The organism is Amycolatopsis sp. cmx-11-51 (genome assembly GCF_047608665.1).
Classification (GTDB): Bacteria; Actinomycetota; Actinomycetes; order Mycobacteriales; family Pseudonocardiaceae; genus Amycolatopsis.
On record NZ_JADNQO010000012.1, the window covers coordinates 58,664 to 84,922 of the forward strand.

Sequence of the window (26,259 nt, forward strand, 5' to 3'; positions counted from 1 at the left end):
ACTTGAATGTCACGACTTTAGTATTCAGGCGTTCGGCCCAACACATTGCCCCAGCAAGCCAGATAGTTCGCGTGGCTAACGTGCTGACCTGCGGGTTCGTGTTTGGATTTCTATCAATTGACTCTGGTCGCGAGGGGTGGCCGGGTGCCTCGCTCGGCGGGTGACCGCCGGGGTCCAGGCCAAGGGTTGTCGACCCTTTCGCCTCGCAGGGTGGTCGCAGCCGGCCAGCCAAGGGCAAGCGTAGAGCGGCCCAGACATTCGAGCCCCTTGCGGCGAATGTCGTGGTCACACAGGGCGAGCAACCACATCCAGGCGGTGAGTTCTACTGCCAGGCAGAGCTCAATCAGATCCGGCTGGAGCCGCGCAGGGCAGGCGTAGAGCTGGTCGGCCAGCCGCACCCGTCACGAGCCTTCCCATCAACGTCACAGGCGGATATCCGTACGGGCGAAAGATGAGACCCACCGTCGGTTCGGCCTATATACCTACAGGATGAGATTGTCAAGTGGAGACATTGCCTCCAGAAGTTCGCCAGTCGCGTTTGCCGCGATCAGAAAACCTGCCGGACTTACGCCCGCAAGCCCTGAAAACAAAGTGCGCGAGGCTACGGTAAGCATGTCTCTCATACCAGTTGAGTTCGACTCATTCGGTTCGCGCGGTGACGGGAAGGAGCGCCTCGATGTCTGGCAACCCTGCTGGAGCTAGGTCACGCCCCAACGAATACTCAAGATTCGACAGAGAAGCGATTACGGCTTCAAGCGGGTCAGGGGTTCGGGAGTGAGGTAGGTGCCGCCGGAAGTATCTGCGAGAAGTGCGTCGTCAAAGTTTCGAACAACGCCGACGTGGGGGCGTCCTCAATCCTCCGCGTCGTGAAGGCTTTCCGGAGCAGGCTGCGCCAAACAATAGGCGCGGCTACGACTGGAGGGCAGCGGCGAGCAGCCAGACGGCGCGGAGGTTCCAGGCCGAAGCGATGAGGCCGCCGGTGAGTGCGCCTAGCGGAGTGTGGACCCCAAGCCAAGGCCCGGTGGCAGTGCCCCGATGGCGATGGGCCAGGGCACTACGACCGCGATGCTTTGAGCGACGCTCATGGAGCTGGAGGCGCCGAAGCGGGTCACAAGGCGGTCGGGGACGAACGATGAGCCGAGCCACCCCGGCTGCTGGGCTGGCTGGCGAGAAGGTAGCGCACGCGCCAGGGTCCTTTCCGGATGAACCACCAGGACGTGATCAGCCCGCTGGCCTCGGCGGCCGGGAGGATGCCGGTCAGATGCTCGGTGGCGTGACGTTCCCGTTCGGCGGAGTCGTCGCCGGGATAGGCGATGTTCAGTTGTTTCCATGCGGTCGTGCCCACAATGGCCTTTGGGGGTCAGCGGAGCAGAAGGCAGGCGTCCCACGATGTCGCCACGGTTGCGATGGTCGCGAGGGTGGCTCGGCCGAGCCGGTGAGGAATCCCGCAGGCTCGTCGGGCGGCGCCGTGGCGTCCCGGTGGCGCTGCAGCGCCGAGGTGAGAGTGATCGGCTCGACGGCGTCGGCGGCGATGCGGCGGGCGGTCGCGAGCAGACCGCCGGTTCCGTGGCACAGGCTCCGGTCGGTGAGAGAGTCCAGCTGAGCTGGGTCGTTGAGGCACGTGGTGAAGGCGGCTTCGGCGCGCTGCTGGCGGAAGCGGTCGTGCAGCGCGCGGCCGGCGAGCTGGAGGGCTCGGGCGATACCCGGCGTCCCGTAGCACCAGGATGGCCGAAGGTGTTCTCGCTCGCGGCGTGGACGGTCTCCGGGGATGTCCAGCGTCCCGCGTACCGCCACGATCTCGCCGATCTGCGGGGCGGCGATGCCCATGCCTTTGCCGAACGTGTGGGCCCGGGCGACCCGCACGCATGCCGCGTTGAGCTCTGTGACCACTCGGCGGGCGTCCTTGGCCTCTGGCCACGGTGATCGATCTGCATACCCGCGAGGTCGTCGGGCACGCCATGGCCGATCACATGCGCGCGGACCTGGCCTGTGACGCGATCACCCTGGCCACCGCACGCGGCCTGATCGGCCACGACGCGGTGTTCCACTCCGACCGCGGCGTCGAGTACACCTTGGCCCAGTTCCGGAGGGCGCTGGCCAAGTCACGGATCCGCTCGTCGATCGGACGGGTCGGATCCTGCTACGACAACGCCGTCGCCGAGTCGTTCTTCGCCACCCTCAAAACCGAAATCGGCACCACGATGTGGCGGACCCGCACCAGGCACGACACGACGTATTCCGCTATCTGCACTACTACAACCACGACCGTCTACATTCGACAGTCGGCCACCACACACCAGCCGAACCCGTATCACTTACGCTCAAACCCACGCAGCCGCGTGAAAGCCCCGTGTCCGCATCCCGGGGGAATCTCGAGCCGTCACGCGCCCGAGGACTACGCACGAGTTCTGGACTGGTTCCCTCTCGCCGAGCTGGAGTTGCTGCGTCATGACCTCACCCGCTGACGATCCCCATGCCGCGCTGCTCGCGCAGCTTCAAATGTCGTCGTCCGTGTCCGGCATGAAGTTCAACGATGATGTGCTGGCCCTGCTCACGGTCGAGCCGGACCCCGATCCGCTCCCCGGCGTCGAGTACACGGGCGACGAAGAGGACGACGCGCTGCACCGCGGCTTCCGCGAACGCACCGCCCGCGAGCTGGAACGGATACAGCTCGCGACCGAGAGCAAGTACTGGTTCTGCGTCTGCTTCACGAGCCAGGACGACAAGGACGCCTTCCTCGCCGCCGCCGGTCTCGTCGTCATCGGGGACAAGTACCTCGACGGCTACGCCACCGCGGAACTGCTCGGCGTCACCATGCCGGAACCCGACGACGCGGAGAGGGGGTGAACTGAATGCCTCCACGCAAGCGACAGACCGCCGCCGCAGCCGAGAAACGCGGCACTGCCCGCAAGAAGGCCACCACCGCCCCCAAAGCGAAAGGACGCGGCAAGGCGTCCAGCGGCTCCAGCTAGTAACGCTGGCTCAGGCGATCACCGACTACGGGCCACGAGGCGGCCACCATGCCATCTTCGAGGTCAACCCATCTCGATGGTGATCATGCGGTGGCCACCTCACGCCTACGACATGTCGTCAAGTCACACGTCGGCTTCCGTAGTCACGGATCCTTCGCTTCTTCACCGTTAGCGGCCGCCTATTGACCTAACAACGAAATTTGGTCGTCCGATTTTGCCCCCAGGTGCGACGAGAACATTGCTCGCCGTGCAATTCCCATTTGCCCAAAGCCGTTGAAACTCGAAGCTTCGATTGTGGACCGAGAGAACCTTGAACGTGAGACCGGCACAGTCTCCAGGCTCAACCGGCCACATATAGCGCATGGTGCCGGTGAAGTTATAGCCCTCGTACATACAAACTTCGCCCGACGGGCAGGGGGTCGCTGCGGCCGCTGGACCAACTGCCGTTCCAGTGACTATCCCTGCCGTCAATAGAACCGTAGCGATAAGGCTGACAGCTCGTGCCATGATCATCTTCTCCCCAGTAGAAACAGATTGTCGACATATGCCTAACGACAAAGTAGAGCTTTTGCAACTCGCCTCGTCGATGTCAACCCACATGGAGCAACACGGGAACAGTCGGACAGGCGAGAATCCTCGGTACGTCGTATCAAAGCAGAACTCGTGTAGGGGGCGTCATGGGAAGCGCGGCCCCGCACGAAAACCGACCTCGCTACGGATCTTGCACGGTGATCGTAAGGACCGGATCAACGATGCTGAGCCCGTGCCGCCTGCGGCGGAGATCGTGTCGCCGGAGTGGCTATCGGAGAAGGGGCGGGCGATCTGGGATCGGCTCTCCCCGAGCATGATCACACGTAGAGTCCTGACCGCATGGGACGTCGACGCCCTTGGGGTGCTGTACGAGGCCCTTGCCCGGTATGCCGTAGCTACCGCCCTGGTGAACGGTTCCGCGTTGCTGGTTCCTGGTGGCGGGGTCTGGTGCCGAATCCGGCGTTGAAGGTGCGGGCCGATTCCGAACGTACGTTCCTGACGTTCGCGGCGCGGTTCGGGCTGACGCCATCGGACCGGCAGGCGATCAAGGCCGAGGTGATGGCGGGACCTCGGGCGACGCGGGCCGTCACCTCTCCTGAACCCCGTTCCCACACCCGGAAACCCAGTTCCAAGACCGGCACGCCGAAGTCCCTGCGGATTCCGGTGTGCGGCTGGTCCTTCGGCGGACGTGCCTGCCGCCAACGCGGCGACCACCTCTGCCAGCAGCGCGCCGATCATGCGCAGGCGGCGGACGCGCTGCACCCGCGCACTGGCTAGCTCGCGGCGGCGGGTTTCCGGCGCGGGCCGCTAGAGCCGGTCGGCTCAGTCCTGCGGGTGGCGAGACTTCCGGGCGAGGTGGAAGATCCAGGCGGCGACCAGAGCAGTGACCAGTCCGATCGCCAGCAGGAACCACCCAATTCCCTGGCCACTGGAGGCGACGATGCTGATGCCCGCTACCACCGACATGAGGGCCATCAACGCCGTTGTCGTTGCCCTCCAGGTGAAGGGCGACCGGTTGTCGAAGTCCTTGGATGTGTCAGCTTTCATGGCCCTCTACTACCCGGAAAGGGCTTCCATCAATCCCGGGGTGCGTTCGCTTCACTTCGCCGGACCGCGGCCAATCCATCCGCGCCATCCATCCACCCAGTTTAAGGGGGCGAACTTCAGGCGCAGGACACCAGCAACTAGCACTTTTGTACTAGGACCCGCACTTTTTTGTGCGGGTGAAATGGGTTTTTGCGGTTTTCTGAAAGTGAAGCGGCGACTGCGCCACCCGCGAACGTGACCATGGCGACCAGCATCCAATCGAGCTGTCACGCCGTGATCCCGCTGCTGGTACCGGCGACGACTTGAGCTCCGACCGGGCACGCGCCAAGGACGGCCACAGCGGCCTGCGTTCGTGTCGGCGTGGCGTTCACGCCACGAATTTTCATACGTGCCTCTGATGGCACTCAGTGCATTCCATGAGGACAGGTAGTGACTGATTCCCGCGTACCCGGCGACAACGCCGCCACCTCGCAGACCCCGCCGGAGCCCAATGCGACCGCGACCGGCACGACCCCGCCCGACACCGGGCTGGCCAGCACACCGGCCGAGACCGGACAGGCCGCTGAGGTGGATTACAAGGCCCTGTTCGAGCAGGCTCAGGCCAAGCTGAGCAAGGCCGAGAAGACCGCTTAGAGCGTGTCTTACGTGGTGATCGGTCACTGATCTTTGCTGTGGTTGATCGTTTGTCGTTGCGGTTGGTGCCGGATGAGCTGTGGAACCTGGTCGAGCCGTTGATCCTGGTGTTCGAGCCGCGTCCGCAGGGCGGTGGTACTGCCCCGGTGGATGCTCGTGCGGTGTTCACCGCGATCGTGTATGTGCTGACCAGTGGGTGTGCGTGGCGGGATCTGCCGCCGTCGTTCGGGGTGCCGTTCCAGACCGCGCACCGCCGCTTCAGCCAGTGGACCACAGCCGGACTCTGGCGGCGCCTGCACCACGCACTTTCGGACGAACTCGGCAGCCAGGACCACCTCGACTGGAGCCGCGCGATCGTGGACGGAGCGTGTGTACGGGCCAAAAAAGGGGATCTCTGACCGGTCCCAGCCCGGTCGACAGCGGCAAGCCCGGCTCGAAGATCCACGCCCTGTCCGACCGCGCCGGACTGCCGCTCGCCGTCGCCGTCTCCGCCGCCAATACGAACGACTCCCACGCGCTCAAGCCGCTGGTGATGACGATCCCGGCGATCAAGTCCCGCCGCGGTCCGCGGCGGCGTAAGCCGGCCAAGCTGCACGCCGACAAGGCCTCCGACCAGCCCGACCTGCGACGCTGGGTCCACGACCGCGGCATCAAGGTCCGCGTCGCCCGCAAAGGCATCGAATCCAAAGACAAACTCGGCAAACACCGCTGGGTGATCGAACGAACCATGGCCTGGTTCACCGGATACCGCCGCCTCACGTTGCGCTACGAACGCAAAGCGAACACTTCCTCGCCTTCCTCATCCTCGGAACCAGCCTCACCTGCTACAAGAAACTCCACAAACTCACCATATGAGACGAGCTCTTAGTTGCTGGAGTCTACAGGGCAGCGACGCCGCCCTCGTCCCCGCCAAGCGGGCAGCACGTGCCTACAGTTGCCCGCGATGCCGATCGAGACACTACACGCTGGATGGCAAAGCCTTCCTTATTCCCACTCGCCAGGGAATCAGCAGCGCACCGGGTCAGAGCAGGTCGGAGAGGGTGTTCGAGCAGCACCGCGTCCCGCCCAAGAGCGTTCGGTTAAGGGGAATTTATCATTTCCCCTTAACCGGTGGTGATCTGTCTCGTCACAACCTACGGATGACGATGACCGCGATCGACCCCGCAAGGGAGAAGACTCCTGGTAGCGCAGGCACCACCATGAGCCATGGCTGGTAGGGCAATCGCCCAGCCCAGTCAGGTCAAACCGAGGGCAGCACGGCAATCCATGCTCACGGAGATGACGAAGGGCACGCAGGCCCCTCCCACTCGGTACCCACGGCGAATTCGACTCTATGGCAACGTTGATGGACGATGGATCCCCAAGACCAAGCTCCCCAGCGGGATCCACCTCACCCGATGGCGCGCCATGCGTACTCCGCGACTACACCGGCGAAACCCTGCTCACCTGCTTCGCCGAGATGAACGCAGCTCGAGCCATCACCGTCGTCGCCGACCCAGGCAACAAGCCCTACAGCCCTTTCCCTGTGCCTCTCATCACACCAAGCACATGATCGCATCTTCACGCGTGATCGAGGCCATGCTCGCGTTCCTTTGAACGCATTCGCGAGGAATGCCCTCCGACCACGGTCGACCCGGTACGTCGTCAAGATCAAGACAGACATCGTTCCTGGGATTAGGGCAACTCCTCTTCACTGAGCGCACCGTCAGTCGTCTGCGGCAGGTCGAGGCTGGGCTGAGGAGTAAGCACCGTCGAACCGCGGGGCGAGCACAGAACGCTGCGCGCCGTGCCAGGACCGAAATACAGCGCAGGACTACGGGCAGGAGCCGTCCTGCCTGAAGTCACTACTCCAGCCGCGGTTCGTGATACTGGCAGCGCTCGGTGTTGGTGTCGGCGCCGCCGTTCCGACCAGCCCTGGATATCGATGACGGCGTGCGGTGGTTCGATGACGAGTTGGCCGTGAAGGCTCCTGATCTCGTTGCGTGTCAACGGGAACAGTCCTGTGGCGGATCAACACGGATGTGAGCGCGGCGAGGGGATCCGGCGCGTTACCTTCGCCTTGCCTATCGATGGTATGTCCGATTCAGTACCAATGGGGGTACCGAATACTTTACAGAGCACTACGGTCAGGTGTTGATCGATCTGACACCACTGAATCCCGTCCCATGCTGGACTCCCTCTTTCTGTGCAGGAGGCCGAAAAATCATGTGGATCCGACGTATGTCCATGATCGCCGCCGCCGTCTTTGCCGGGTCGCTCTTTGCCGGGCCCGCGGCAGCGGCCGGGTCACCGGCCGCACCGCCGATCGAACCTTTTATCATCGGCGGCAAGGTCGTCACCACTCCTTACTCGTTCTTCGCGTCGCTTCAACGCAATGGTCGTCATTTCTGCGGGGCGTCGCTGATCGCCCCGCAATGGCTTGTCACGGCGAGGCACTGCGTCCAGGGCTCCACCGGTGGCGGTTTCTCCGCTCGGATCGGCGCGGTCAACACCGGCTTCGGCGGCGAACTCATCGTCGCGGCAAGCGCGACCCTCGGCGCGAACGACATCGCCGTGGTGAAGCTGTCGAGAGCAGCCACTGCCACGCCGATCAAGATCGCGGCCTCCAGCCCGGCCGTCGGCACCGTCAACAAGCTGATCGGTCACGGGCAGACGTGCGGCACCCCTGGTTGCGGTGGTTCGTCGCCACAGCTTCGCGAGGTGGACACCACTACCGTCGCGGACTCCAGGTGTACCGCCAATTTCAAGCGAGGCAAAGAGATCTGCTTCCAGGGCGCACCCGGAACCAGTGCCTGCTACGGCGATTCCGGGGGACCGTCCATTTTGGGTGGTGAGCTGACCGGCGCTACCAGCCGATCCGGTAACAACAGCAGCAACTGCCTCAATGGTCCCGGAATCTACAACAGTGTTCCCGGCTATCGGACCTGGATCGACCAGGTCACCGGTGGTGCGGTGACCGCGTGGGAGGCGACGCTATAGCTCCTCGAGGGTCCTGACCTGAGCGCCCGGGCCGACGATCGCTCGTCAACGATCGTCGGCCCGGGCGCCGGACCGAGGATGGGCCGTCGATGCTCCCGACGATGCCGTAGCGGCTCGCCTGCTCGCCGTGGTCGCAGGTCTTGGCGTTCTCGGTGCGCGGTCGCGCCTGGGGCCACCCGAGTTATGCGGCAACCGCATCAACACCGCGGGCCACCGTGCCCACAGGCGATCCTCCCCCGACAATTTCCCGCGAGCCACAAAGCGCAAACGTGCACCCCGCGAGAAAGCCTGAACCAGCAGGATCGCACCTAAAGCGAAAAGTTCTCCCCGCGAACGAGGTCGTGTGGCCGAGCGCCTGCGGTGAGCAGGTCGAGCAACAGCGCCATCAGTGGATACCGGTTACGCGAACTACGAAGCGCCTTCCACAACGGCGATCCGCAGAGCGCGGTCACCGAAGCATCCGTTGTCCAGCACTAGTGTCGCGTGATCCTGCTTGCTTGACGTTTGGTTTCGTTCCTCGGACGACGATCTCGCGTGATCAGACGGCGGTTACGCGTGATCAGACGGAGATCTCCGGAGATCGCCGTCTGATCACGGGTAAGACCTGCAGGATCACGCGACACTAGGCCCGATGGGGTCCATGACGGTCACATAGGGCGCAGATTCCAAGGGGCGGTCGGTGAAGAAGCGGACCGCCAAATCGGCGACGTCGGCCGCACGCTCCAGGACGACCCAGTGGTCGGAATCCTTGATCGTGAGGAACCGGCTGCCGGATATGGTGGCCGCGAACTCGCGCTGCCGTTCGGGAGCGGTGATGGAGTCGTGTTCGCCAGTGAACACCAGTGCCGGTACCCCGGACAGGCCACCGTCGAAGGACGGGCCGCTGATCAGGGAACGACGCAGGTAATCCATCACGTGCGGAACGTGGACGGCGACGTGGAGCATTGACCGCCGCACGTACCGATACACCAGGGAACGTCGCGGGATGCGCCGATTCTCGTCGAGGCACAGCTGCATGTTCGCGGCCACCGTGGCGAACTCCTCGGTCGCCCCGATCGCGAGGTGGGCGGCCGCCTCGCGCAACGATTCCCGCTGCGCCGCGTCGGTGTGCGAGACCACTCCGCCGAGGATCAGCCGTGCGATGCGGTGAGGGCTGCGCTGAGCGCAGCCGAAGGCGAGTTCCGCGCCGTAGGAATAACCGAACAGGTTGACCCGCGGTACGCCGAGATCGTCGATGATCCGGTCGAGCGCGGCGCACATGAAGTCGGTGCCGGCACCGGGAGGCAACGGGTCCGACGTCCCCATTCCGGGGAGGTCCGCCGTCACCAGGCACGCGATCGGGGTGATCCGATCCTCCATATGCGGCCAGCCGTTACTGCCCTGGAGTCCGCCGCCGATCACGATCACCGGCTCGGTCCGCGGATCGGACTGCCGGAGCAACCGGTAACTGAACTGTGTCCGACCGATCGCCAGCGAACGGACAACTTCCTCGTGCATGCTCTACTTTCTGCTCCGAATGCGGTGTCGAGCCCGGGGCTCAGCAGCCTTTCGTGAGGACGAGGGCGGCGTTATGGCCGCCGAAGCCCATCGAGATCTTGACCGCGCACTCGAACTCGGCAGCCCGGGCTTCCTTGGTGACCACGTCGATCGGTATGCGGATGTCCCTGGTCTGGAAGTTCGCCGTGGGCGGCACCAATTGCCGCTCCAGGGCCAGCACGGTCAACGCGGTCTCGATGCCCCCCGCGGCGCCGAGAGTGTGCCCGGTCATCGGCTTCGTCGAGGTCACCAGCGGCTCCTCGCCGAGGACCCGGCGCAGCATGGTGGCCTCGATGAGGTCGTTCATCACGGTGGACGTCCCGTGGGCATTGACATGGCCCACGTCGGCCGGCGTCACGCCCGCGTCGTCCAGCGCGGTCCGCAGCGCACGCTCGATTCCCTTGCCTTCGGGTTCCGGCGCCACCGCCGCGTGGGCGTCGCTGGAGGCGCCGTAGCCCGCGATACCCGCCCGTACACGCGCTCCGCGAGCGACGGCGTGATCGGGTCGCTCCAAGACGACCAGACCGGCACCCTCGCCGACCACGAAACCGTCACGGTCGGCATCGAACGGACGGCACGCCGTCGACGGATCGTCCCGACGCGTGGACACCGCCCTCATCTGGCAGGCACTGGCGATCAGCAAACGGGAGCACACGGATTCGGCGCCACCCGCGATGACGACGTCGCACGCACCCGAGCGCAGCAGCTGCAGGGCGGTGCCGATCGCGACCGTGCCCGAGGAGCACGCGGTGGAGACACTCAAGCTCGGTCCGCGCGCGCCGAGGTCCATGCAGACACTGCTGGCGGCGCTGTTCACCGTGGTCATCGGCGCGAGCTTCGGCGAGACACGGCGTGCGCCTTTTTCGGCGAGGACGGCGCTTTGCTGGTCGTAGAAGGGGAGGCCCCCGTGGGCCGAGCCGATGACCACCGCGATCCGATCCGTCTCCCAAACCGAGGTGTCGAGACCCGCGTCCGCCACAGCTTCCCGCGCCGCGATCACCGCGAGCTGCGAGAAGCGGTCCATCATCCGCAACGCCGGTACGCCCAGCAGGCTCACGGTGTCAAGGTCGTCGACGGTGTACATGAAGTCGCACGACAGACCGCGAAGCTCGTCCTGGTGTCGCACCCCCTTGACGGCGCTGGGTTGTGTCACACCACGCCAAGCGACCTCGGCTCCGACTCCCGCCGCGGTGACCAGCCCCAGACCCGTCACCGCGGCGGTGAGACGCGGTGCCGTCATGCGGCGAGCTTCTCGTCGACGACCGCGGCCAGCTGTTCCACGGTCTCCCGGGAGGTCAACTGGACGTCTTCGAGGTCGATGCTCAGGTTTTCCTCGAGGAGCACACGCAACTCTTCCAAGGCGAGGGAGTCCATGCCCAATTGATGCAGTGAAGCCCCGGAACGAACGTCGGCCGGTTCCACCCCGAATTTTCGGGTCAAGAGGATGGCGATCTCTTCTGCGACGGTCACGCTGGCATTGCCTCCTATTCGATCTTCACACCTACCGTGGTCACGACACAGCAGTAGATGCCCACAGACTCCGTTTATACTCCTGGCAGGCTAAAACTCTCACTTTTTGACTCGATGGAGTGAAAGTGTCGGAACGAATTCCGGACAATTGTCGGAAATAACAAGTTCAGCGATGATAAGAAGGCTACAGTGGAAGTCACGTTCACCCGCGTCGCCGCTCGCTCACGACCGGCGAAGGCAGTGCGGGATCGTCGGCTTCCAGAGCGGAACCCACACGTGACGGGGACGTTCCCGTTAAGGGAGAAGCGTTGGCGCGCCACGATTGCTCGCGTCTTCCTTATCATCCGCGACCGTGCCACGACGAGCATACAAGCCAGAAGACGACCGACAAGCATCGGGTCAGTTCGTCCGGCTTCCCACATCCGTCCCAGCGTTCAACTCCGATTGCTCATCGAGCCTGCCGACGATTGACATCAGCGCGTCGTGCAACGCGACCGACACGCGAACAAACCATAACCTCGTCGTATGGCCACTGCCGCGCGTCCCCTCCCCCAGGAAACTCCGGCCTGCAACGTGGACATCCGGCCATGACGACCGACTGGGGGACTGACCAGCGTTAACTCGGCGTGCATTACTTGGGCGACCCCGTCAATACGCGCAAGCACAATACACTCGAACTGGTGACCACAAGATAGATAGAGCGACGAATACCGTAACACGACCGTGGGAATCGTCGCCCCGCTCTGTTCGAGAGTAGCCCGGCTTGGACACTTCCTTGATCGACAAGCCAGTCGCGCCGACCGGGCGCCGGTCCTTGCTTGCTCGCCCAGGACCACGCGCAGCCGGGTCCCGGTTCCGCCGAGGCTCTCTTCCCCGTCTTGCTCAAAAGCAACTCCGCTGCGCACCGAGAAACAGCAGGTCGCGGAAATACCGCGCCGAGCATTCTACGAGCAAGAGAACCAGGTTCCCGGCGTTCTCCGTGCACAAGGCGACCTTCCGGTGGAGAACAAGCTGCCCTCAAGGGGTACGAAACTTGTGGTCAGTAAGGCAAAGGTGCCACGTCTTGTCCCGGGGGGCCGTGCCCGGCGTGGCGGATTTCAGGTTCGTCGCGACGGGTAGGGGGCCACCCTTCTCGCGTCCGACCCGCCTTCGCTGAACCTCATGGTGTTCCACCGGGTCGTCCGTTTGTCGCGAGGTGGGAAACGGCGGCTACGCTCTTGCGGTGCCGAAGGATTCCATCGACCGCATGGTCGACGAGTGGGCCGCCAGCGACGGCGGACGAGACGTCAGCGCCCTCCAGGTGATCGGCCGGTTGTTCCGCAGCGCCGGGCACGGTCAGGCCGTCGTCGTCGACGCGCTCCGCCCGTTCGGCCTGAGCTACGGCGACTTCGACGTCCTGAACACTCTCCGGCGACGCGACGATCCCGGCGGGACGCATCCGCGGGACCTCGCGGAGACCGCGCTGATCACCTCCGGCGCCATGACCGCTCGACTCGACCGGCTGGAGCGGAGCGGCCTGGTGAAGCGCCGCCCCGACCCCGAAGACCGGCGCGCGGTCCGGATCCGGCTCACCACGGCCGGGGCGGACCTCGCCGCCAAGGCGCTCGATGCGGTACTGGTCGCCGACGAGGCGTTGCTGGCCCCGCTCACCCCGGCGCAACGGCGCACCCTGGCCGCGTTGCTGAAGAAGATGCTTCTGCACGCGGAGGCCGGCTGACGTCGGTCAGGCGTCTTCGGCTTCGAACTCCGCCTTGAACGCGGCCGCGCGTTCGATCGAATCGACCGGCCACGCGACCAGGCTCACCGGCACCCGGTCACCGACAGCCGCCGCGACATCGCGAGCCACCCTCAGCGACGTGCCGCCGCAGATCTCGATCACTTCGGCGCCGTCGTCGACCAGTTGCCGGGCGACCGTGACGGCGGTGCGGGAGTCCGGCACCGACACGGCGGTGGTCTTGCCGCCACCGGCGTGTTCGCGAACCACACGGTGCCTGGCCGGGTCGGCGCTGGGATGCCCGACGAAGATCGTGGCGGAGTCGCGGATCGGGTGCGCGGTGGACGTTCCGAAGCCGAACGCCGCCACACCGACCGCCACCCGTCCGTCGACGGCGTCGACGACCTGACCGGCCGAGGCCAGGTCGAACCCGCGATACAACTCGATGAGCTTGACACCGGAGGCTACCGCTTCCGACGCGACTCGCGCGGCGGCGGCCCCGTCCGGAACCCAGGCGAGCAGCGCTTCTGCCTCGCCGAGGTCCTGCACCACGCGATCGTTCTCCGGGTCGGCTCCCGGTTCAAGGAACAGAAACAGCTCCACGCTCTCGCTCATGACGGTCTCCAGTTAGCTTGCCATTGAACTACTTGACAGCAAGCATAACCGGTCTCGGGTTGGTGATATTCCGCTCGCCGGTGTCCCGCCGAAGTCCGGGTACTACGCGACTTCCTCCTGGAGCACTTCCCGCAGAAGGGTGTCCGCGGTACTACGGGCAAAGGTCGTCGCGGTGCGACTCAGCCGGTCACGGCCACCCCTTCCGGCTGCTGACCGACGGGCACCAGGGCGATTTGCTTCGACGTGGCGGTGTCGATCACCGACATCGTGTCCGACGCGGTGTTGGTGATGTAGACGACATCGCGTGGCGTCAACGACAAGCCCATGGGCGCGTCGCCGACCCTGATCAGCGTCAGTGCCCCGGATTTCGATCGCTGAATGCCGCTACGCATTCTCCCAGTCGGGCACGAGGTTCTTACTTTCCGCAGCGGACAGACGGCGATAGAACACGACGAACAGGGCGAGCGCCGCGATCAGGTAGGCGTTGCCGACGACGGCCTGGCCAATGTTCCAGGTGCGTTCGGCGCCGCCTCCGCCGGGGACCACGGCGACCGTCCAGCCGGTGAACACGACGGCGGCCATCGCCACCGCCTGCCGCCGGACCCTGACGCACAGGTAGCCGAGGGCGGGCACCACCCACACCCAGTGGTGCGTCCACGAGATCGGGCAGACCAGCAGCGCGCAGCCAGCCGTCACCAGCAGGGCGGCGGGGTCGTCGCCCACGCGGTGCAGCCGCCGAACGAGCCACATCATGACCGCCGCGCAGAGTACGCCGAAGCATCCGATGAGCACCGTCGCCGCCCGGCCTTCCGGTAGCGTTCGTGCGATGAATCCTTGCCACGACTGGTTTCCTACCCAGCCTTTCATCTCCGCGAAGTGGCCGTTGAAGATCGCGGACGTCCAGTAGCGCAGGGTATCTTTCGGCAGTACGACGAACGCGAGTGTCGTCGCGCAGAGGAAGGCCGCCACCGCGCGGGCCGCGTCGGCGGTTCGCCGGACGAGCAGGAGGTGGACGATGAAAATCAGCGGGATCAGTTTGACCGCCGCCGCGAGTCCGATCCCGATACCGCGGAAGCGCGAATCACGCAGCAGAAGGATATCCGCGACCACGACGGCCATCAGGATGAGGTTGACCTGGCCGAGTCCGATCGTCTGCCACACCGGCTGCAGCGCGAACGCGGCGAGCAGCAGGAGCGGGACGTACGCTCGCTCGGTGAAGGGCCGGAGCGCGACATAGAGCGAAGGTGCCGCCGCGATCGCCAGCAGGCCCCAGCACCCTTGCGCCGGCAGCGCGGTCAGTGGGACGAAGAGCAGCGCGGCGAACGGCGGATAGGTGAACGGCAGCTCCGGCGCCCAGTCGGGTAACACGGTCAGGTGCGCGTACAGCGGCTCCCCTTGTAGCACGGCGAACCCGCCGGCGCGGTAGACGGCCGAGTCGACCCCGAGCGGGGTGTCCGAAAGCCACCAGACGAACGCGATAGCGACGAGCACGGTGACCGCGGTGCCGACGGCGATCAGCGTCGCGTTGGCGCGCAAGGCGTTGATCCGATTCATGGGTGAAACGATCTCCGTTTCGGCACCGCGGCACATCGCCCGGCGGAACCGTCTTGGCCCTGCTACCCCGGTACCACCGGACGGCGAACCCGTACCCCGGTACTACCCGGACCCGATCAGCCCGCCTCGTAGGCGACCACGACCGCCTGGGCCGGTCACGGACCGTCGGCCCGTCGAGGACGACGTACGGCGAATCACGGTAGAACGCGCGTGCCGACGCCGATCTCCCGCGTCCCGGCGGCGTCTCGCGTTCAGCACGCGAGACACCGCCGGGACGTGCTCAGTCCGGATGGGAAACGTACCGATCTCCCCAGTAACCGCTGAAGTTCACCGGTTTACCGGTCATGTCCCACTCGAGGATGTTGTCCTCGCCGGTGCTCACCAACAGGTCCAGGATGACCTTCGTCATCGGCCCTGGATGTGCTTCGCGCCAGTCGTCCCGGGTGTTGTAGGCGACACCCCACTCGTCCGGATCCGCCGAGCCGGGAATCCACCAGAATGTGCCCCCCGCGCCGTTGGTCCCCCAGGGATAGAGCCCACCCGGTTCCGGGAAAAGCCGGTACGGGACGCCTCGCAGGTATTCGAGATCCTCATCGCCGAAGATCTCCAGCAGTTCGGCGTTCTCCCGCTTGACGTTCGCGCACACCTCGACGTTCTCGCTCGGATTCGAGAAGGCGATGACGTCGCGAAAGCCGCCGGAAGGGAACCGGGTGAGCAACTCCTTGTAGTCACCGGGAAGCGGTGTCCCCAGCTCGCGTTCGACAGTGGTCCAGTCCAGCTCCGGCCGGAAGTCCCCGGCCCGCCACCCGACGAGCTCGCAGATCTCGTCGACGTACGACCGTTTCGGTTTTTCTGACATCTTCTTCTCCTGGTCGCCGTCAGGCCGTCCGGAACGCCGGACAGGTCTCCTTGACGAGGTTACCGGTGGGGATGTTCTCGATCTTGGCGAAACACTTCGCGCCGTTCGAGGCCATCGCCTCGATGAAGATCCACCTCGGCATCGCGGCCGTGTTGGTCGCGTACTGGACGTGGACCTCGTAGATGACCGAGACGTCCTGGCGGGGATACCGGTCCAGCATGTTCGCCACCGCGTTCTCCACCCTCTTGACGTCGGAGAGGTTGACCTTCGACCACTGGGTGACGATGTTGTCCACCAACATGGAACCGTGCAGCCTGGCCGCGACCAAGTGTCCCTTGTGCACCGGCGTGCCGTTCAACGTGGACGGGACACCGTCGGGATGTCCCACCGGGGCCGCCGGATCCCCGGACCGGTCCGTGGTCTTGTTCGCGCACACGATGCCGCCGGTGGCCCGCTTGGCGGCCTTGCCGAGCCAGGTGAAGTTCTCCATGGGGTAGTTGAAGGAGACGTTCGCCGGGATCACGGTCTTGAAACAGCCGTCCACTTCCCGCTGCCGGGCGACGGTGCTGAGCCGCTGCCCCGGTTGCGGACTGACCGCGGGCTGCTTCTTGTGCTCGTCCTCCACTCTCTTGCGCAACGCTTCCCTGTCGACGGTCTCGCAGGCGGGCGGGGCCGCCGCCGATATCGCGGCGCCCGGTTTCTTGCACCCCTTGAGCTGCCTGATCAGGTCGCGCACGTTGTCGGCGATGCGACGGCCGGCCATCTTCACGTCCTTGAAGGTGCGGATGCCCTTCACGATCCGCACGGTGGCGCTGACCGCGTCCGGGATCTTCCGCAGCACCGACGCGATCTTGAGGATCGGCAACGCGTTGATGACGGTCATCACGCAGGAGATGAAGTCGCCCTCCATGAAGCACCGTTTCGCGTCGGTGTAGCCGATCAGGTCGAGGATCACCTGTCCGCCCTCGTCTACGATGAGCCCCATCAGGTCCCTGTTCGCGTCGGCGCGGGCCCGGTTGTACTCATCGACCCCGGCCTGGCCCTTTTCCGCGCGCAGCAGTTCTTCTTCCTCCGGCGTCAGCGCGGGGACCTCGCTGTCGTCGGTGATGGCCTGCTCGGCCTCCGCGCGTTCCCGCGCCTCTTCCTCCTGCCGAAGCAGCTCCTGCATTTCGGCCAGCTGGTCCTGGATCGCCTTGGCGTCCGCTTCGGCGTTCGCCGCCCTGTCCTCCACGTTCTTCGCGTACTTCTCGGCGTTGCCGGCCGCGGAATCGGCGTCACGTGCGTAGTCCGCGGCCCGGTTCGCGGACTCGCGGGCCGCGTCCGCGTCCCGCTGGGCCTGCGCCGCCGCCTGCTGAGCCGCGGTCGCGTCCCGCTGGGCCCGGTCGGCCGCGGCGACGGCTTCGTTCGCCGCCCGGGTGGCGTCGTCCGCCGCCTTCCTCGCCGCGCGTGCGTCCGCCTCGGCCTTGTCGGCCGCCCGTCCGGCCAACGCGGCGTCGGCCGCCGCCTGGTCGGCGGCGGCGCGTGCGGCCTTGGCATCGGCCTGCGCTTCGACGTCGACCGCATCGGCCTCGGCCGATGCCCTCCTTGCCGCCGCGGCGGCCACCGCGGCGTCCGCCGCGGACTGCTGGGCCGCGGCGGCGGACCGTGCCGCGTCGGCCGCCGAAGCGGCGGCGGCAGCAGCGGCCTGGAACGCGGGCTTCACCTCGAGCCCGGCGTTCCTGGCCGCCTCGGCCGCGCGCTCCGCCTGAGCGTTCGCGTCGGCCGCGGCGGCTTGTGCGGCCCGGACCTGGGTGTCGCCGACGTCCTTCGCCCGGTTCGCCACCATCAGCACGAAATCGGCGTCCAGGTCGTTTCCGGTGAACGGGCTGACCAGGGTGATCGCCTGGTCGGCGGGAGCGGCGATCCCGGCCCCCGACAGCCCCGCGGCGACCGCCGCGCGGGTGGCGATCCCGGCCTGGGTCGCGGCGGTCGCGGCCTCCGCCGCCGCCGCGTTGGCCTCGTCCTGGGTCCGATGCGCCGCGGTGAGCGCGTGTTCCGATTCCACCGCCGCCTGCTGAGCCAGGTTCGCCGCGTTACGGGCATTCTCGGCGGCACGCGATTCCGCCGCCGTCGCCTCCTCGGCCGACGCCCGTGCCTTCAACGCCTCCGCGTGGACAGCGGCGGCTTCCCGCTCGGCTCGCGACGCCGCCTCGTTCGCCCGAGCGGCCGCGGCCTGGGCCTCGTTCGCCGCCGCACGCGACTTCTCCGCCGCGACCTCGGCTTCCCGCGCCGCCGCACGCGCCTGGGAAGCGGCAGCCAGCGCACGGTCCGCGTGCGCCCGCGACCTGCCCGCGGCGGCCTGCGACTCGGTTGCCGCCGCACGCGACGACGCAGCGGCTTGACCTGCCTGGGTGGCGAGTCCGTCGGCCCGCTGCGCGGCGTCCCTCGCCGTGTTCGCCTCGGTCCGCGCCTGCGTCGCCGCCTCGCGCACCTTCAGCTTGTCCTCCTGCAGGACCTCCGACGCGGCTTCGGCCCGCGCCGCCAGCTGTTCGAGCGCCTGTGCCTTCTTCGCCGTCGTCTCGGCGGACTGCCGCAGCTGCGCGGCCTCCTCCCGGGCCTGGTGGGCCTTGCTTTCCTCGATACCGGCGTTATGGTCGATGTCGGCCGCGATCTGTTCCTGGCGCCGGGCCTCCTTGGCCGCGTCGGCGGCGATCTGCTCCTGTCCCTGTGCTTCGACCCGCTTCGCGGAAGCTATCCGCTGCTGCGCTTCCGCCTCCTGCCGTTTCTGCTGGGCGATACCCGCCTCGTGCTTGGCCTTGTCCCGCTCGCTCGCGGCTTCCCGCTGTTTGGCTTCGGCCTCCTGCCTCTTGAGAGTGGCCTGATCACGCCACTGCTCGGCTTCACGACGCTTCGCAGCGGCGACATCGCGTTCGCGTTCAGCGTCCGTACGCGCCTGCTTCACCTTCGCCGCGTGCGTCTTCGCGTTCTGCAGCGCGGTTTCCGCCTCGGTCTTCGCCTGCCGGGCCTGCGCCGCCGCCTGAGCGGCCGCCGCGGCCTGCTCACGGGCTGCCTGCGCCAACCGCTCCGCCGCGTCCGCGTGGGACTGCGCGTTGGCCCGCCAGCGCCGGGCGTTCTCTTCCCTGGCCTCGGCCTTCTCGGCGGCGTCGGTGGCCGCGGCGTCGGCGGCGATCGCGTCGATCGCGTGGGCGGCGGTTTCGGCGGCCTGTTTCGCGGCGTTCGCCGCGGCGGCCATGCCCTGGACGACCTTCGCCCACTGAGTGCCGTGCGGCATCTGGTTCTGCACCAGGATGTCCACCTGGGCGCTCGCCAGCGCGGCCGCGGCCTGCGCCTGCTGCGCATCGGTTCGTGCGTCGCGCACGAAGCGGGCCACGTCGTCCTTCGCCCGCTGGTACAGCTCGGGGTGATAGCTGTGCCCGGCCTGGTCGGCGGCGAGCGCCCGCGCGGCCTCCCGGGACGAGTTCGCCGCCAGCGTCATGTCGTTGGCGGTGCGCTCCAGCGACCGGACACCGTCGGCGTGCGCGCCGAGCAGGCTCTGCCGCGCCCGCATCACCCGCGCGATCCGTTGCGCCAGTTCGGAATTCGCTTCGGCGTCCTTGCGCTGACGCTCCAGTTCGGCGAGCTGCGCCTCACGGGCATCGGCGTCCCGTTTGGCCGCGGCCAGGTATCCGGTCTTGAGGTATTCCTCGATCGCGGCGTCTCCCTTGGCCAGCGCCACCTTGGCCGCGGCGGAGACCTCCGGCGTCCCCCGGTCCGCGGCGATCTGGACGTGTGCCCGCCGCCGGTCCCGGATTTCCTTCTCGTAGGCGCCTGTCCGACGGTCCTGCTCCGCGGCGATGTCCCGCCCGAAGGCCAGGAAGTTCACGCGGTCGTAGGCGTTCCCCTGCAGAGCCCGGTCGACGGCGGCGTTGAAGGCCGGGCCACCGGTGCCTGCCAGCGACTGGATCACCCCGCGGTTGCGGGTGTCCGCCTCCTCCTTCCGCCGCTTCGCCAGCGTTTTGGCTTCCTGATGACCACGTTCGAAGAAGGTCGTGATCGCCGCGTCGTCGCCTGCTTCGGCCTTCTTGAGGGCTTCTCTCGCTGCCGCCCGGACCTCCTCGTCTTCGTCCAGCGCCGCGATGTCGGCGAGCAGATCCAGTTGCAACTGCCGCAGCAGCGCTTCCTCCTCCGGATCACCGGTCTCCACCGCCGGGGCGGACGGCGGCACCGATGCCGCCCCCGCGGCCGGAGCCTGCCACTGGGCCGCGACCGCCGGCACCGCCGGCGCGGCCGAGGCGAGCTCCAATCCGGCACCCGAGATGACCAGTGCCGTGGACACGGTCAGCACGACCGCGCCACGGCACCATCGAGAGGCCGACGGCCTCCGCCCGGCAGGTCTCTTCCTCGTCATGGCACACCACTCCCCAGTAGTCGAAAAGATCGCGAATTCAGCGAAAACGCGGCACGAGACGGATTCGATGGAAACGTCACAGGCACCGGAATGAACGGAACGAGCACAGCTCGTCCCGTCCACCGGTGATTACTGTCGCCGCGGTGAATTGGTCATGCCGAAGACACCTTCCGACACATCGAAAGGAAAGTGTCCGGACTTATTCGAAATGCAGCGGAATCCGATTCAGCCGACCGGTGCCATCTGGTCGTGATGATCTTTGGCATGCTTTTCGACAGCCGACCAGTATCGTGTCTGGTCGTCGGCGAAAGTGCCGTCGGTGGCCCAGTTTCCGCGATTCTTGTCCGCCTTCGCGGCAATCATCGCCCAGACCGGGTCCGCACTGGCGTTGGCCCGCTCGATCACCGTCCGCCAGTACCGCGCCTGCTCGGCACAAGCTGCCGCCTCGCTCTCCCAGACAGCCCGGGCCTCGTCAGCCTTTTCCCTGGTCGTGGCCCATGCACGGGCGGCGACGGCCCGAGCCTGTTCCGCCGCGGCCCCTTCGGCCGCGAGCGCTTCTCGCTCGGCTTCCTCGGCATCGGCGATCAGCCGCGGGATCAGGGCGTAGAAGCGCACCCCGGCCTCCTGGGTGCGGATCCGGAAGATCTCGATGTCCGTCGCGGACGCCGCCATCCACTCGGACGCGAAGAACGCCCGAAGGTGACTGTCCGTGCCTCCGGCCCGCAGTGCGTGCTGGGCGGCCAGCCGCACCTGCTCGCCCGGATCGGCCTCCGCCAGCAAGCGCACGAAGGCGCGATCCGCTTCCAGGATCTCTTGTTTGTGCTGTTCATCGGCCTCGCGAGCAGCATCGTCCAGCGCTTTCGCCGCGGCGAAGCCGGTACGGAAGAACTGCTCCTGCTGCGCGGAGTTGCCGTTGTAGGCGGCCTTGGCCTCGGCGTGCACGTTCGGCGAGAACTGCGCGCTGTAGTTGTTCATCACCCGCCGCGCGAACTCCTTGTTGCGCGCGTTGTAGGTCTCGGCCCGCTTCCTGGCCTCGAAGAACCCCGTCCGGACGAACTCCCGCAGCGCAGGCTCACCCTCGCCCGACCGCAACACCTGCCACGCCGCGACCCTGACCAGGTCCTCGGAGTGATACAAGGCGTTCTGCCGCACTATCGGATAGTAAATCGAATTCTCGATGCCCGAAACGCTCGGACTATTGGCCGATCCTGTTACTCCATTCGCCGTAGCGACGTTAGCCCCGATGCCGATGATCGACAGCATGAGGGCGCCAACCAGTACACGAAGTCTCATCCCCAGAACCCCAGACCCCAGAATTACGTGCTGCCGCACTTGTCGGAAACTATGACACACGGGCACAACGCCCGTAAAGGACGTGATCCACGTCACAGTAGCAGTCTTTTTTTCGTCATGAACTGGTCTGCTATTCGCACTCGTGGTGGAGACCGAATGCCGGTCCCACGCGATTCATCCAAGGAGAGGATGTCTTGAACAGATACTGGGGTCCCTTCGCCGCGCCATCGGCACGGCGAAGAGGGGTTTTCAAACGATTTGTCGTCGCCACCGCGATCGTCGCGACAACGGCAGGTGTCGCGATGCCCGCCACGGCCGTCGCCGCGCCACAGGCGGCGTCGGCGGCCGCGGCGCTGTCGACGGACATCGAGAAGGGCAGCGCCGCCGCCGTACTGAAGATCGTGGCCGGGCCGGATCTGCTGATCCTCAGCGACCGGGGTTTCGTCGCCGCGATGTACTACGCCGCCGACGATCTCGACAAGCCGCACCCGCTCGAACCGGAACACCAGAAGCTCAAGGCGACGGCCATCGCCGCCCTCGCCGCCGACGGTGAGGCCGCGTCCACGCAGTGGATCAAGACCGGGATCCACGACGCGCACCGGGAAGACGAGCGGATCAACACCGACCGGCGGCAACAGCAGGAGCAGGAACGCACCGCCAAGGCGCTGGCCGCCTCGACCCTGAGCATCCCGGCCGACAACACCGTCCTGGCGAAGTCGATCTTCGACTTCATCGTCCACTTGGACCTGAACGCCGACGGCTACAAGGACATGGCGGTCAAGGAAGCGGCTCGCGCGGCGCTGCGGGGTACCGCGGACGACCAGTGGCGCTTCCTGACCGTCGTGCTCTTCGTCGAGCACAAGAAAGACGTGGATCGGGTGATCCAGGACGACACCACCAAGGACGAAGAGCGCAAGGCCGCCGATCGGGCGAGGGCCGCCAAAGCCAACGCCGTGTCGCACACCCTGGGATCCGTGCCCCAGACGCGACTGGAGTACCTGATCAACCTGAAGGACCGGGATTTCGTCGTCGAAATCTGGAAGGGCGTCCCCCGCGACACCGAGGTGCACGGCGCCGCCGAGGACGCCGTGAGCAGCCTCGACCCCGCGGATTGGACGTTCTTCATCAACCAGGGCGCCGAAGAGGCACACCTGCGGGACATCGTGAACGACCTGGCCAAGCGCGACCAGGAGTACATCCGGCAGATCACCGAACTGCGCACTCGCGCGGCGAACCAGCTGATCCGCCCGGCGCTGGTCGCGGCCGCCGACGTCGCCCTCGCCGGCAGGATGAGCGACCGCGGCACGTTCCTCCGGTCCGGTCAGTACGAGCACCTGGTCCAGACCCTGCGCGTCGACGCCCACAGCGGCCTGGACGTCTACCTGACCGACCGCAACGGCGACGCCGTGCTCGAACAGTGGCAGCCGGGCAACCGCCCGGAGGTGAAGTGGAAGATCGAGCCGGGCCTGAGCAATCCCGAATGCTTCTCCTTCCAGTCCGTCAGCCGCCCCAACCACTATCTGCGCTGGCGTTCCGGAGCTTCCTCGGCGGCCAACACGGCCGTCGTTCCCCCGCAGTCCCAGCGCGTGAAGGCCTATGTCGACCCGACCGACGGTTCGACCGCGTTCAAGGGCGACGCGACCTGGTGCGTGCGCGGTGACGCGTCGAGCGTCTCCATCCGTCCCTCGCGCAGTTCCGGCAAGTACCTGTTCGTCACCGGCGCGATCGACGACGACTACTACGCCGTCGCGACGAAGTGGCACGCCGAGGCGCCGCAGGCACTGCACCCGATCGACCGTCGCTACGCCGCGGAGAAGCCGCTGCGCGACAAGCTCGGCAGCCCCGTCGGCGACTTCGTCCCGGAGGGGACGTCCAACGGGGTCAGCCTCGGTCACCGGGTGTACGAGAAGGGCAGGCTCTACCTGACCGCGGGCAACGACGGGACTTCCCAGCGCATCGCGGTGCAGGTGGTCTACAACGGCCCGATCCTCGACAAGCTTGTCGCCCTGGGCGGCCCGGCCAAGGTCGGCGGCGCGATGACCGACCAGGTTCCGACCAAGGACAACAACGGTCAGGTGCTCCGGATCGTCAAGCCCACGATGGGCGGGCAGAACCTGCACATCGTCTGGAGCGCGTCGACGGGCGCCCACATCGTCTTCGGCCTGATCGGTGAGATCTGGGCGACGTCGGGCGGTGAAACGGGTCCGTATGGCTACCCGGTGAACGACGAGGGCACCGTCAGTGGCACGAACTTCCGCTACAGCCGCTTCGTCGCCGGTACCATTTACTACCTTCCCGGCAGCGCGATCCGGCAGGTCAAGGGCGAGATCCACCGGAAGTTCGCCGCCATGGGCTTCGAGGCGGGCATGGGTACTCCCGCCGCGGACGCCGGTACCTTCGGCCCGGACGGCAGCCCCATGCAGCGCTTCACCGCGGGTTCGGTCTACCTCACGCGGAACGGCACTGTCGCGATCAACGGGGACATCCACCGGAAGTTCGCCGAGTACGGCTACGAGACCGGCTCGCTCGGGCATCCGACGAGTGACATCCGGTCCACTTCGGACGGTGCGGGGAAGGTCGCCGACTTCGCCGTCGGTTCCGGCTCGATCTACTGGCACCCCAGCACCGGTGCCCGGCTGATCTACGGGAACATCAGCCTGAAGTACAAGGCGATGGGCGCGGAACGGTCGTACCTTGGTTACCCGAAGGCCGACGAGACCGGCTTGCCCCTCGGCAAACGCAGCGTGTTCCAGAACGGCCGGATCGACTGGAGCAGTGAGAACAACGTCTCCGTCGCCTACCGCTTAGCCGCCGTCCCGCACAGCACGATCGAGCTCAAGGGCGCCCAGTCCGGGCGGTGCATCCAGACGGCGGGCCTCATCGGCGAGGCCGCGCTGAACGATCTGGCGGGCATGGAACTGTGGGACTGCGTCGGCGGTGTCAAGCAGATCTGGGACGTGACCCATCTCGGCAACAACGTCTACGCGCTGAAGAACCGCCACTCCGGGAAGTGCCTGGACCTGCGCTACGGCGAGTTGCACAACGGCAACTCGATCGTGCAGTACCAGTGCCACAACGGAACCACCCAGCAGTGGGAGTTCACCACCACCGCGGACGCCACGGTCGCCATCCGCAGTGTGCATTCGGCCAAGATCGTCGAAACCGCCGATGCCAAGGACCCCAACGCCACCGCCGTCGTCCAGCAGGCGGACCGGGGCCTGGCGCACCAGCGGTGGACGGTCAACCCGCGATGACCTGATCGATCACCTCGATTCCTGAAAGGACAGACGACGACCGCAATCCGCTGCCGGGTTGCGGTCGTCGTGCGTCACGGGATCTCGTAGAACCGAACTGGCCACTGTCCTTTGTGGTCGCGGATCCCTTGCTTCATCTTGAGCGCGGTGTCTTTCTGCGCCCCGATGTCATGTCCGCTGTGGTGTGGCCGGGCAGACGCCCGCGGCGAGCCATTTCTCCCGCAGGTCGGTCGGGATGGTCAGGACGGTCGACTGGCCATTGGTGAGGGTGCGGACGCTGCCGCCGAGCAGAAGACTGCTCGCCTTGTCGAGCACCGCCGTGGCCGCCCGGCTGCGGTCCTCCGTCCGCTCCAGCAGTCGCATGGCCCGCACGCCTGCGTCGACCGCACGGTCCCAGCCACGTGAGCGCGGTACCTCGAGCAAGTCGGCGACGTCCTCGGTGACGACCTGCCGGACCATCGCGGCGACCACGCCGTCGAACGCCTTGCCGGGCACCATGCCCTCATACAAGCGCAGGAGGTTACGGGTCAGCTCGATACCTTCGGCCGAGGGGGCATAGCTCGCCTCTACGAGTTCCGTGTTCAGTTCCTGAGCCGCTCGCAGCGTTTCAGGCATCGCCTCGGCCGGGATGCCGAGCATCGCCCCGGTCACCCGCCAGACGTAGTAGTAGTCCTCGGCTTCACGCTCGGTCACCGTGATACCCATCCGGCGCATCCCGTCGATGACCTGCACCGAGAAGATCAGCAGCGCTCCCAGCATGTCCTGCTGGCACAGCGGAACGCCGTCCGCCTCGACATCCCATTCACCGGACCGGGTGATGAAATACCGGACGGCCGCGTGGATCAGCCGGGTCTTCTGGATCGTCGGCACGAAACTGCCGCCGGAACCGAACGGTTCGGGACCCATCAGGTTCAGCACGAATTGAGAGGTTTCCGACAACCGGCGGTGTGGCTGGTTGAGCCGGTGGGTCAGTGACAGGACACGAGACGGCCGCGGTTGCGCGTAGCAATTCACCATCGCCCCGAACGACAGCACCGAGGCGACGTACACGCCGTCGTCGACGAAGAACTCGTACGCGCCCGCGACTCGTTCGAGATCCGCCCAGCCCGGTGGGGCATCAGTGTCGATCAGGTACCGGCGCACCGATTCCGGTAAGTTCTCCGGAATGGGTTGGTCGTTGTCCCGGAAGTGGGCCAACACCTCGTTCACCGCGCCCGTTCGCTCGACGGCCACCAGATCGGCGACGACGGCGTCGGCGAGTGGATCACCTTGGTACTTCAGTGCTTCGAGAGCGGAGAGCCCCACGGGCTCCAGGATTTCCGACATCAGACCAGCCTGATCCTCCTCCGAAATGCGGCGCTAGCGCCGTCCGGGGTCAGCCCGCACTCTTTGTGATGGCCGTGGTGATCACTGCC

The 26,259-nt window shown here is 66.5% G+C and carries 21 protein-coding genes and 1 pseudogene; 8 read left to right on the top strand and 14 right to left on the bottom strand.

The annotated features are described in order from the left end of the window. Nucleotides 1-1,108: 1,108 nt before the first annotated feature. Nucleotides 1,109-1,345: a hypothetical protein gene (locus tag ACM6LU_RS30335; protein WP_414941224.1), complete on the bottom strand. Its 237-nt coding sequence runs from the start codon at nt 1,343-1,345 to the stop codon at nt 1,109-1,111. Then, nucleotides 1,318-1,890 carry a lanthionine synthetase LanC family protein gene (locus tag ACM6LU_RS30340; protein ID WP_414941225.1) on the bottom strand — a complete coding sequence of 191 codons (573 nt, stop codon included), beginning with the start codon at nt 1,888-1,890 and terminating at the stop codon, nt 1,318-1,320. Before ACM6LU_RS30340 ends, ACM6LU_RS30335 begins: the two co-directional genes overlap by 28 nt. A gap of 29 nt (nt 1,891-1,919) precedes the next feature. Between ACM6LU_RS30340 and ACM6LU_RS30345 the strand changes: the two genes are divergently transcribed. Together ACM6LU_RS30345 and ACM6LU_RS30350 are read left to right on the top strand one after the other, a co-directional pair. Continuing rightward, nucleotides 1,920-2,465, top strand: coding sequence for a DDE-type integrase/transposase/recombinase (locus tag ACM6LU_RS30345; protein ID WP_414941226.1), 546 nt, complete (start codon nt 1,920-1,922; stop codon nt 2,463-2,465). Further along, entirely contained in the window at nt 2,449-2,847 is a 399-nt protein-coding gene (locus ACM6LU_RS30350) for a hypothetical protein (protein ID WP_414941227.1), read from the top strand. Before ACM6LU_RS30345 ends, ACM6LU_RS30350 begins: the two co-directional genes overlap by 17 nt. A gap of 293 nt (nt 2,848-3,140) precedes the next feature. Here ACM6LU_RS30350 and ACM6LU_RS30355 read toward each other — a convergent pair whose 3' ends face one another. Further along, a complete protein-coding gene (locus ACM6LU_RS30355) occupies nt 3,141-3,572 on the bottom strand; it encodes a peptidase inhibitor family I36 protein (protein ID WP_414941228.1) in 432 nt (143 codons plus the stop codon). 378 nt (nt 3,573-3,950) lie between these two features. On the opposite strand from ACM6LU_RS30355, the gene ACM6LU_RS30360 reads away from it, so the two are divergent. Beyond that, a complete protein-coding gene (locus ACM6LU_RS30360; RefSeq protein WP_414941229.1) occupies nt 3,951-4,280 on the top strand; it encodes a P27 family phage terminase small subunit in 330 nt (109 codons plus the stop codon). A 45-nt stretch (nt 4,281-4,325) separates the two neighbouring features. On the opposite strand, the gene ACM6LU_RS30365 is transcribed toward ACM6LU_RS30360, so the two are convergent. Beyond that, entirely contained in the window at nt 4,326-4,550 is a 225-nt protein-coding gene (locus ACM6LU_RS30365) for a hypothetical protein (RefSeq protein WP_414941230.1), read from the bottom strand. Between the two features lie 429 nt (nt 4,551-4,979). Between ACM6LU_RS30365 and ACM6LU_RS30370 the strand changes: the two genes are divergently transcribed. The 3 genes and pseudogenes from ACM6LU_RS30370 to ACM6LU_RS30380 all read left to right on the top strand — a co-directional run bounded on the left by ACM6LU_RS30370 (nt 4,980) and on the right by ACM6LU_RS30380 (nt 8,162). Beyond that, nucleotides 4,980-5,183 (top strand): hypothetical protein, encoded by a 204-nt coding sequence (locus ACM6LU_RS30370; RefSeq protein ID WP_414941231.1) that lies wholly within the window; start codon nt 4,980-4,982, stop codon nt 5,181-5,183. Nucleotides 5,184-5,221: 38 nt separating this feature from the next. Then, nucleotides 5,222-6,038: pseudogene (locus ACM6LU_RS30375) on the top strand (IS5 family transposase). Nucleotides 6,039-7,403: 1,365 nt separating this feature from the next. After that, on the top strand, nt 7,404-8,162 hold the full coding sequence (locus ACM6LU_RS30380; RefSeq protein WP_414941232.1) for a S1 family peptidase: 759 nt from the start codon (nt 7,404-7,406) through the stop codon (nt 8,160-8,162). Between the two features lie 612 nt (nt 8,163-8,774). Here the strand turns inward: ACM6LU_RS30380 and ACM6LU_RS30385 are convergent. From ACM6LU_RS30385 to ACM6LU_RS30395, 3 genes are read right to left on the bottom strand one after another with little or no spacing between them, the layout of a single operon-like run. Further along, complete coding sequence (locus ACM6LU_RS30385; RefSeq protein ID WP_414941233.1) at nt 8,775-9,659, bottom strand: alpha/beta fold hydrolase; 885 nt, start codon at nt 9,657-9,659, stop codon at nt 8,775-8,777. Between the two features lie 40 nt (nt 9,660-9,699). Then, nucleotides 9,700-10,938, bottom strand: coding sequence for a beta-ketoacyl-[acyl-carrier-protein] synthase family protein (locus ACM6LU_RS30390; protein WP_414941234.1), 1,239 nt, complete (start codon nt 10,936-10,938; stop codon nt 9,700-9,702). After that, complete coding sequence (locus ACM6LU_RS30395) at nt 10,935-11,168, bottom strand: phosphopantetheine-binding protein (protein WP_414941235.1); 234 nt, start codon at nt 11,166-11,168, stop codon at nt 10,935-10,937. Before ACM6LU_RS30395 ends, ACM6LU_RS30390 begins: the two co-directional genes overlap by 4 nt. 1,222 nt (nt 11,169-12,390) lie before the next feature. Between ACM6LU_RS30395 and ACM6LU_RS30400 the strand changes: the two genes are divergently transcribed. Next, nucleotides 12,391-12,885, top strand: coding sequence for a MarR family winged helix-turn-helix transcriptional regulator (locus tag ACM6LU_RS30400; protein ID WP_414941236.1), 495 nt, complete (start codon nt 12,391-12,393; stop codon nt 12,883-12,885). 6 nt (nt 12,886-12,891) lie between these two features. Here the strand turns inward: ACM6LU_RS30400 and ACM6LU_RS30405 are convergent, their stop codons facing one another. The 6 genes from ACM6LU_RS30405 to ACM6LU_RS30430 all read right to left on the bottom strand — a co-directional run bounded on the left by ACM6LU_RS30405 (nt 12,892) and on the right by ACM6LU_RS30430 (nt 21,560). After that, nucleotides 12,892-13,497 carry a DUF6506 family protein gene (locus ACM6LU_RS30405; protein WP_414941237.1) on the bottom strand — a complete coding sequence of 202 codons (606 nt, stop codon included), beginning with the start codon at nt 13,495-13,497 and terminating at the stop codon, nt 12,892-12,894. Nucleotides 13,498-13,676: 179 nt separating this feature from the next. Then, on the bottom strand, nt 13,677-13,889 hold the full coding sequence (locus ACM6LU_RS30410) for a hypothetical protein (RefSeq protein ID WP_414941238.1): 213 nt from the start codon (nt 13,887-13,889) through the stop codon (nt 13,677-13,679). Continuing rightward, nucleotides 13,882-15,051 carry a glycosyltransferase 87 family protein gene (locus ACM6LU_RS30415; protein WP_414941239.1) on the bottom strand — a complete coding sequence of 390 codons (1,170 nt, stop codon included), beginning with the start codon at nt 15,049-15,051 and terminating at the stop codon, nt 13,882-13,884. Before ACM6LU_RS30415 ends, ACM6LU_RS30410 begins: the two co-directional genes overlap by 8 nt. A gap of 280 nt (nt 15,052-15,331) precedes the next feature. Continuing rightward, nucleotides 15,332-15,910 (bottom strand): SMI1/KNR4 family protein, encoded by a 579-nt coding sequence (locus tag ACM6LU_RS30420; RefSeq protein ID WP_414941240.1) that lies wholly within the window; start codon nt 15,908-15,910, stop codon nt 15,332-15,334. Nucleotides 15,911-15,929: 19 nt separating this feature from the next. Further along, nucleotides 15,930-20,297: a DNA/RNA non-specific endonuclease gene (locus ACM6LU_RS30425; protein ID WP_414941241.1), complete on the bottom strand. Its 4,368-nt coding sequence runs from the start codon at nt 20,295-20,297 to the stop codon at nt 15,930-15,932. Nucleotides 20,298-20,522: 225 nt separating this feature from the next. Continuing rightward, nucleotides 20,523-21,560, bottom strand: a complete 1,038-nt coding sequence (locus tag ACM6LU_RS30430) for a hypothetical protein (RefSeq protein WP_414941242.1) — start codon at nt 21,558-21,560, stop codon at nt 20,523-20,525. A 332-nt stretch (nt 21,561-21,892) separates the two neighbouring features. On the opposite strand from ACM6LU_RS30430, the gene ACM6LU_RS30435 reads away from it, so the two are divergent. Next, the gene (locus ACM6LU_RS30435; protein WP_414941243.1) at nt 21,893-24,844 is read left to right on the top strand and encodes an RICIN domain-containing protein; all 2,952 of its coding nucleotides are present in this window, start codon (nt 21,893-21,895) and stop codon (nt 24,842-24,844) included. Between the two features lie 168 nt (nt 24,845-25,012). On the opposite strand, the gene ACM6LU_RS30440 is transcribed toward ACM6LU_RS30435, so the two are convergent. After that, a complete protein-coding gene (locus ACM6LU_RS30440; RefSeq protein ID WP_414941244.1) occupies nt 25,013-26,170 on the bottom strand; it encodes an oxygenase MpaB family protein in 1,158 nt (385 codons plus the stop codon). Between the last annotated feature and the right edge of the window lie 89 nt (nt 26,171-26,259).